Source organism: Streptomyces sp. NPDC127092 (assembly GCF_042722475.1).
In the GTDB taxonomy this organism is placed as follows: Bacteria; Actinomycetota; Actinomycetes; order Streptomycetales; family Streptomycetaceae; genus Streptomyces.
This window is the reverse complement of sequence record NZ_JBHXFE010000060.1, coordinates 42,334-48,655: the sequence shown is the minus strand read 5'-3', so window position 1 is coordinate 48,655 and position 6,322 is coordinate 42,334. Positions and strand designations below refer to the sequence as shown.

The following is a 6,322-nucleotide window of genomic DNA, read 5'->3' as shown; positions in this document are numbered from 1 at the left end:
CACCTCCAGCGTGAGGGGGTCAAGATCATCCGCGCGGGGACGGGGCGGAGAAGTGCTCTGAGCTGGGGTGATGGGTACGGCACCGGCCGCACCCATCACCACCAGGAGATGGCGCAACGGCCTGTTAACAGGTTCGGGGGCGGGAGGCGCGGGCGGGCCCGGCGGTGGGTACCCCGGGTACCCGGGACACACGGCGCCCCCGGCGCGGAGGTGCGCCGGGGGCGGTCTGCGTGACTAGACGAGCGGCACCCTGCCACCCGGACCGGTCAGTGTCGCGGGCTCAGGCCGGACGAGGGGGCTGCGACGGCAGGAACGCGTCCTGGTCCTTGTGGGCTCCCCAGCCCTCGGCGCGGAACCGCTTCGCCTCCGCGGAGTCGACGGTCAGCAGCCCCGCGTCGATGAGGCGCTGCACACCGGCGCGCAGGCTCGCCTCGTCGACGTCGACCCGCCGGCCGAAGTCGCCGGCGAGGAGTGCCTTCACCGCGGCGTCCAGGTGGATGTCGACGTGCGTCCAGCTCGCGAGCTTGACCCACAGGCCGAGGTCGGCGAGCGAGAGCTTGGCGTCGGTGACCACCTCGCGCGGCACCACCACCACGTCGGGCAGCTTCGCGGGGCGCACGGTCGTGGCGTAGGTCTTCTCCGGCGCCTGGCCGTCGGTGCTGCTGGTCATCGGTTCCCCTCCGTGGTCGTCGGAGGCCCATCCTGGCTGCCTGCCGGGCGGCACCGCACAGGATGAGCCAAATACGGACACTCGTTCGATTTTAGGTCTGGGCCATGTCGACGAAGCGGCTGTAGTGGCCCTGGAAGCCGACCGTCACCGTCGCCGTCGGGCCGTTGCGGTGCTTGGCCACGATCAGGTCGGCCTCGCCGGCGCGGGGCGACTCCTTCTCGTACGCGTCCTCGCGGTGCAGCAGGATCACCATGTCCGCGTCCTGCTCGATCGAGCCGGACTCGCGCAGCTCGCTGATCTGCGGGCGCTTGTCGGTGCGCTGCTCGGGGCCGCGGTTGAGCTGGGACAGGGCGACGACCGGGATCTCAAGCTCCTTGGCCAGCAGCTTGAGGTTGCGGGAGATCTCGGAGACCTCCTGCTGGCGGCTCTCGGCGCGGCGGCCGGCACCGGACTGCATCAGCTGGAGGTAGTCCACGATCAGCAGGTCCAGGCCGCCCTTGGACTGCTTGATGCGCCGGGCCCGGGAGCGGATCTCGGTGAGCGACAGGTTCGGGGAGTCGTCGATGATCAGCGGGGCGCCCTCGATGGCGGGCGTCCGCTTGACCATGCGGTTGAGGTCGTCGTCGGTGACCGACCCGGCGCGGATGTGGTGCAGGGCGACGCGGGACTCGGCGCTGTAGAGCCGCTGGGTGATCTCGGGGCGGCCCATCTCCAGGGAGAAGAACACCGAGGTCAGGCCGTGCTTGATGGAGGCGGAGCGGGCGATGTCCAGGGCGAGGGTGGACTTGCCGATGGCCGGGCGGGCGCCGATGACGATGAGCTGGCCGGGCTGCAGGCCGTTGGTGAGCGCGTCCAGGTCGATGAAGCCGGTCGGGACGCCGGTCATCTTGCCGGTGCCCTTCATCCGGGCGTCGAGCTGGTCCCAGAAGTCGGGCACGTCGTCGCGGACGTACGCGTAGCCGGCGGACTGCTCGCGGGTCGCCAGGGCGTCGAGGACCTCGGCCTCGACCGCGCTGCGGATGTCGTCGAGGTCGCCCTGCTCGGAGTAGCCCAGCTGCGAGATCTTCGTCCCGGCCTCCACCAGGCGGCGGAGAACGGCCTTCTCGTGGACGATCTCGGCGTAGTACGACGCGTTCGCCGCCGTCGGCACGGACTGCACCAGGGTGTGCAGGTACGAGGCGCCGCCGACCTTGGCGATGTCGCCGCGCTTGGTGAGCTCGGCGCCCACGGTGATCGGGTCGACCGGCTCGCCCTTGCCGTACAGGTACAGGATCGCGGCCTGGATCGTCTCGTGGGCGGGGCGGTAGTAGTCCCGCTGCTGCATGGGGCCGTCGATGACGTCGGCGATGGCGTCCTTGCTGAGCAGCTGGCCGCCGAGCGTGGACATCTCCGCGTCGTTGTCGGACGGCGGGGTCCGGTCGAAGGCGTCCCGGCCCGAGGGGCGGAACTCGTCGTCAGGGGCGGCGTGGGGTGCGACGATGGTCATGCGGATCTCCTTCGGAGGTCTTCTGTGGCGGCCGGTTCTTGACGGGAGTGGCCGCCACAGGCGTGTTCGGGGTCGGGACGGGCGTCAGGCGGGCTGACCCGCACGGAGCCGGGCCAGCAGGCCGGCGCCGTCGATGGAGCCGGGCTCGGACGCCTCCCGCTGCTGCTGCCGCCCGCGCTCGGCGAGGCGGCACCGGGGGCAGTCGCCCTCGACGAAGGCCGGGTGCTGCGCGCACATCGGCGGGCCGGCCGGGGCGGAGCGCTGCCCGGGCACCGACGGCTGCGGCGCCTCGGGGAAGGTCATCGCGTCCTCGAGGACCTTCCAGGTCGGCTTGGCCCGGCCCATCCACTCGGCCACCCGGCACAGGTGGTCGAGGTCATGGCCAGCAGCGAGGAGCTCGGCGGCCTCGGTGGCGATGACAGCCGCGCGCTTCGGCAGCAGGGCCCGACCACCGGCCTTCATGCCGTTCGCCCATGCCTCCGCGACGGCGGCCGCCGAGGAGTCGGCAGCAGCCGGAGCGGGGGAGGCGTGGTCTTCCGGCGAAGCCGAGTTCTCTCTCTCGTTCTGGCCCGGAGAGCCCGCCGACGGCAGTCCGTTCAGACCACCCGCCGGTACAGAGAGAGGAAGTTTCACTTCCTTATTACTTCTACCGCTCGATTTGAACACCCGTGGCGCATCGATTTGAACACCCGTAACACCCGCATCACCCGTCGGGTGCTCAGATCGAGCACCCGCTGACCTGGGCTTTTTCTTCGGGTGTTCAGATCGAGCACCCGTGGCGGGCGCTCCCTTCGACGGGTGCTCAGATCGAGCACCCGTGGCCATGGCGGTCTCGCAGAGCACGTCGGACGGGTGCCCACCGAGGCACCCAGCCTCGTGGCCGCCGGCGAGGTCGTAGACGGGCGGGCGCTTGTCGGCACGGATGTGGTCGACGAGCTTCTCGTCGCCCTGGAGCAGGACGCCCGCGGCCTTGAGGGCGCGCAGGTGCTTGAGGACCGTGGACTCGCCCATCAGGCACTCCGCGGCGAGCGTGGCGGCCTTGGCGAAGCAGCCGCGCATGTCGCCGCCGACGTGGTTGCCGACGCGGATGAGCACCAGGAGCTCGCCGGAGTTCTTGCACTTGGTGATGCCGACCTTGTCGACCCACGCCTGGCCCTGGGTACTCATCGGCCCACCGCCGGCGCGGCCGGGGCGGACAGGGCGGAGAAGACGCTCGCGGGCGCCGGGGTGCTAGTCACCCAGGCGTTGTAAGCGCCAAAGCGGACACCATCATTCGCGCAGCTCACGGCGCGATTCAGCTCAGAAGTCTTAGTCACGGCGCCTTCGTACGCGGCCGGGACGGTTACCGTCGCGGGCTCCGCGGAGGCGAGCCGGAGGGGGCGGTGCATGAGGTGCGATCTCTCCCAATCGGGGTAGAGAGCCGCACGTCGGTGATCTTCACCGGGTAACTGGACGGGTACGCGAGCGGTGCTGCGTGAAGTCCGTCTGGGCGGTTACCCTGGCTGATGGTGACCGGGCCCCGAGGGGTCGGGAACCCGGCATCAGCCGACGTACGACTCAGGAGCTGTGGCTTGGTAGGGCCGGTGGACTGAGTCAGTTGTGAAGGTCGAGGGCCGCTCCTGTTGGCGCAGGGGCGGCCCTCGGCGTTACGGGGCGCGGGCAGTCATGGCGACCATGGTGGAGTCCTTCCGCCGGTTTCGGAAACCGGCGATGAGCTGGTATGACGCGTGCTTGCATCCGGCGATCGTGCCGGATGGCGTCGTCGTGTTGTACCGAGTTCCGGGCGCGGATACTCCTCGGTCCCGTTCTCCGGGAGAGAACTTGCGAAGGCGTCCCGCCACACGGGAAGCACGGGTCGCCGGCGGCGTGTCGCCGTGTCCCGCTGGCCCACGGTCAGTGGGTACGCGTAGCCTGCAACGCATCGCAGGCACCTCCCATCAGGTGCTTGGTCCGACGCCGCCGACCACCACAACCGGCGAGCGCGACCGGCAGGCCCCCGCGGGGGCCTGTTCGCGTTTCGCGGGTCATCTTCCTCTCCCCGGGTCTCTGGTGGGGTCAGCTCGCCGTTTCCGGCGAGTCGAGGTCGATCGACGCCCTGCGGGCCTGCACCAGGTATGCCAGAGCGGAGCCCAGCTCGCCGTACAAGGCGCCAAGGTCGCCGGCGGACTCCAGTTCCTGGGCGCGTCCCACCGAGTCGGCGGCGCGTACGAGCTCGTGGTTGGACCCTGCAGGGAGCATCCCGGATCGGCTGTGCGCACGGAGCGCCTCGGCGATGGTGGCCAGGCTGGCGTCGGCAGGCACGGGGCCGGGACCGGCCGGGGCCGTCGAGGTCGTGAGCCAGCCGTCATCGGCGAGGGCCGATAGCAGCTCGTTGACGATCTCGGAGGCGGAGAGGCGCGCGGTGCTCATCTGGCGATCCTTTCAGAGGGGTGCCCGGGTTCGGCGGGCCCCGACTGTGTAGTCGGGGCCCGCCGCCGGGTCAGGCCAGGGGGACGGAGTAGCGGAGCTTCCAGCCGTCCGAGAGAACGTGCTGGGTGACCTCGACGACACGCCCGTCAGCGGTACGGCCGACGTGGTTGATCGTCAGCACCGACGAGCCCGCCTGCAGCCCCAGCGCTGCCGCCTCATCAGCCGTCGCCGGGCGGAGGGCGACGTCCTCGGTCGCCTCGGCGCCCTGGTCGAATCCGGCCTCGCGCATCCGGCTGATGATGCCGCCGACCCCGGTGTCGACCTGCTCGACACCGGCGGCCTGGGCGACGTCGACGGGGATGTACGTGTTGACGAGCTGGATCAGCCGGTCCCCGTCGAACATCCGGCGGGCGCGGACGACGACCTCGCTTCCGTCGCCCAGGAGCTCGGCGACGTCGGCCGGCGCAGCCTCGCGGCGAACGTCGACCTCGGCTCGGGGCGTTCCTCCGCTGCGACGGAGCTCGGCGTCGTACGCGCCGTGTGCGCCGTTCTCCTCACGCTGGTCCTTGCGGTACCGGGTGCGGGCGTCCCGGAGGACGACGCCGTCGGTGCCGATCGTGTTGCTAGCCATGCGAACTTGCTCCTCGGGTTTGGTGTTTGAGTCTTCTGGTGCCCGCGCGGTGCCGGGCTACGAGCCGATGACCCACTCGTACGCCAGCCGCCACTTCGTGCGCGGCATGACGTGCAGGCAGACCTCGACGATGCGGCCCTCGGCGGTCAGACCCTGATGGGTGATCTCCAGAACCGCCTGTTCAGCAGGGATTCCGAGCCCTGCCGCCTCCGCTTCGGAGGGAGCGCGGACCTCGATCTCCTCGCGCAGGCGGACCTGCGCGTAGCCGGCCTCGGCCAGCCTGGACTTGCTCCCGCCCGGCCCGGTGTTCTGCTGCTCCAGCTGGGGGCACTGGTCGGCGATGTCCGGGGGGAACCACGAGGTGGCGAGCTGCACCACCTCGCTGACGTCGTCGTTGTCGGGGCGGGTGACGGGCATGACCCGCTCGCGCTTCAACGCCTTCGTCGCGTGGTGCAGACCGAGAAGGTCGGCGACGCGCTTCGGAGGCCGCTCGCGGGCGATCACGGTGGGGAGAGGCTTGTAGACCAGACCCAGGCGGCGGATCTCGGCGTCGAACGCTCCGACCGCCCCGCCCTCTGACCTCGCGGTCGGGAGGTAGCGGCTGGTGCCGTCGCGCAGCACCTTGCCCAGCACGAGGCTGACGTACGTCCCCTTGCCACGGCGCGAGAACACCAAGCCCTGGTCCTCCAGGAGGCCGTACACGTCCCGGGCCGTCTGATAGGCGATGCCCTCAGCGGCCTGCAGGTCCGGAACGCTCGGCAGAGCCGAGCCGGGCGGGTACACGCCTCGCTCGATCTTCGCCGCGATGCTCGCGGCGATCCGAGGAACCTTTCCGGGCTCTCGCTTCCCCATGTCTGTCTCCATCTCGTTCGGAATGGGACTCCCTCCCACGACGTCGCCCAGCATGACATGTCTAGTTGTCTTCCGAAAGCCGAGACTCGGACCATCTATCGATCCCGCGAAAAAGTGCAGGTCAGAGGCCGTCATTTCCGACACTTAACTAGACAGGTTGACAGGAGTTGAGAGGGGTGGGTTAATCGAATCGCTCGGCCACCTGACTAGTTAAGTCGGATGGGCGGGCGGCAAGGGGACAGCTGTGTCCCGACGGCGGCTCTAATACGGCCCG

6 protein-coding genes are annotated in these 6,322 nt (G+C 70.2%); all 6 read right to left on the bottom strand.

The genetic code is table 11. From position 1 onward, the window contains the following. Positions 1-280 precede the first annotated feature (280 nt). Positions 281-670, bottom strand: coding sequence for a hypothetical protein (locus ACFWJO_RS34305; RefSeq protein WP_386871628.1), 390 nt, complete (start codon positions 668-670; stop codon positions 281-283). Between the two features lie 91 nt (positions 671-761). Continuing rightward, complete coding sequence (gene dnaB, locus ACFWJO_RS34300; protein WP_386871632.1) at positions 762-2,057, bottom strand: replicative DNA helicase; 1,296 nt, start codon at positions 2,055-2,057, stop codon at positions 762-764. A gap of 183 nt (positions 2,058-2,240) precedes the next feature. Further along, positions 2,241-3,323, bottom strand: coding sequence for a hypothetical protein (locus ACFWJO_RS34295; RefSeq protein WP_386871626.1), 1,083 nt, complete (start codon positions 3,321-3,323; stop codon positions 2,241-2,243). A gap of 888 nt (positions 3,324-4,211) precedes the next feature. After that, positions 4,212-4,565 (bottom strand): hypothetical protein, encoded by a 354-nt coding sequence (locus tag ACFWJO_RS34290; RefSeq protein ID WP_386871624.1) that lies wholly within the window; start codon positions 4,563-4,565, stop codon positions 4,212-4,214. A gap of 70 nt (positions 4,566-4,635) precedes the next feature. Continuing rightward, positions 4,636-5,196, bottom strand: a complete 561-nt coding sequence (locus ACFWJO_RS34285) for a UTRA domain-containing protein (RefSeq protein WP_386871622.1) — start codon at positions 5,194-5,196, stop codon at positions 4,636-4,638. Positions 5,197-5,253: 57 nt separating this feature from the next. Then, complete coding sequence (locus tag ACFWJO_RS34280) at positions 5,254-6,048, bottom strand: GntR family transcriptional regulator (protein WP_386871620.1); 795 nt, start codon at positions 6,046-6,048, stop codon at positions 5,254-5,256. Between the last annotated feature and the right edge of the window lie 274 nt (positions 6,049-6,322).

Excerpts from the sequence above, each read along its gene's own strand:
- ACFWJO_RS34305 (WP_386871628.1), bottom strand. The coding sequence starts at position 670 with ATGACCAGCAGCACCGACGGCCAGGCGCCGGAGAAGACCTACGCCACG.
- dnaB (WP_386871632.1), bottom strand. The coding sequence starts at position 2,057 with ATGTCCACGCTCGGCGGCCAGCTGCTCAGCAAGGACGCCATCGCCGAC.
- ACFWJO_RS34295 (WP_386871626.1), bottom strand. The coding sequence starts at position 3,323 with ATGAGTACCCAGGGCCAGGCGTGGGTCGACAAGGTCGGCATCACCAAG.
- ACFWJO_RS34290 (WP_386871624.1), bottom strand. The coding sequence starts at position 4,565 with ATGAGCACCGCGCGCCTCTCCGCCTCCGAGATCGTCAACGAGCTGCTA.
- ACFWJO_RS34285 (WP_386871622.1), bottom strand. The coding sequence starts at position 5,196 with ATGGCTAGCAACACGATCGGCACCGACGGCGTCGTCCTCCGGGACGCC.
- ACFWJO_RS34280 (WP_386871620.1), bottom strand. The coding sequence starts at position 6,048 with ATGGGGAAGCGAGAGCCCGGAAAGGTTCCTCGGATCGCCGCGAGCATC.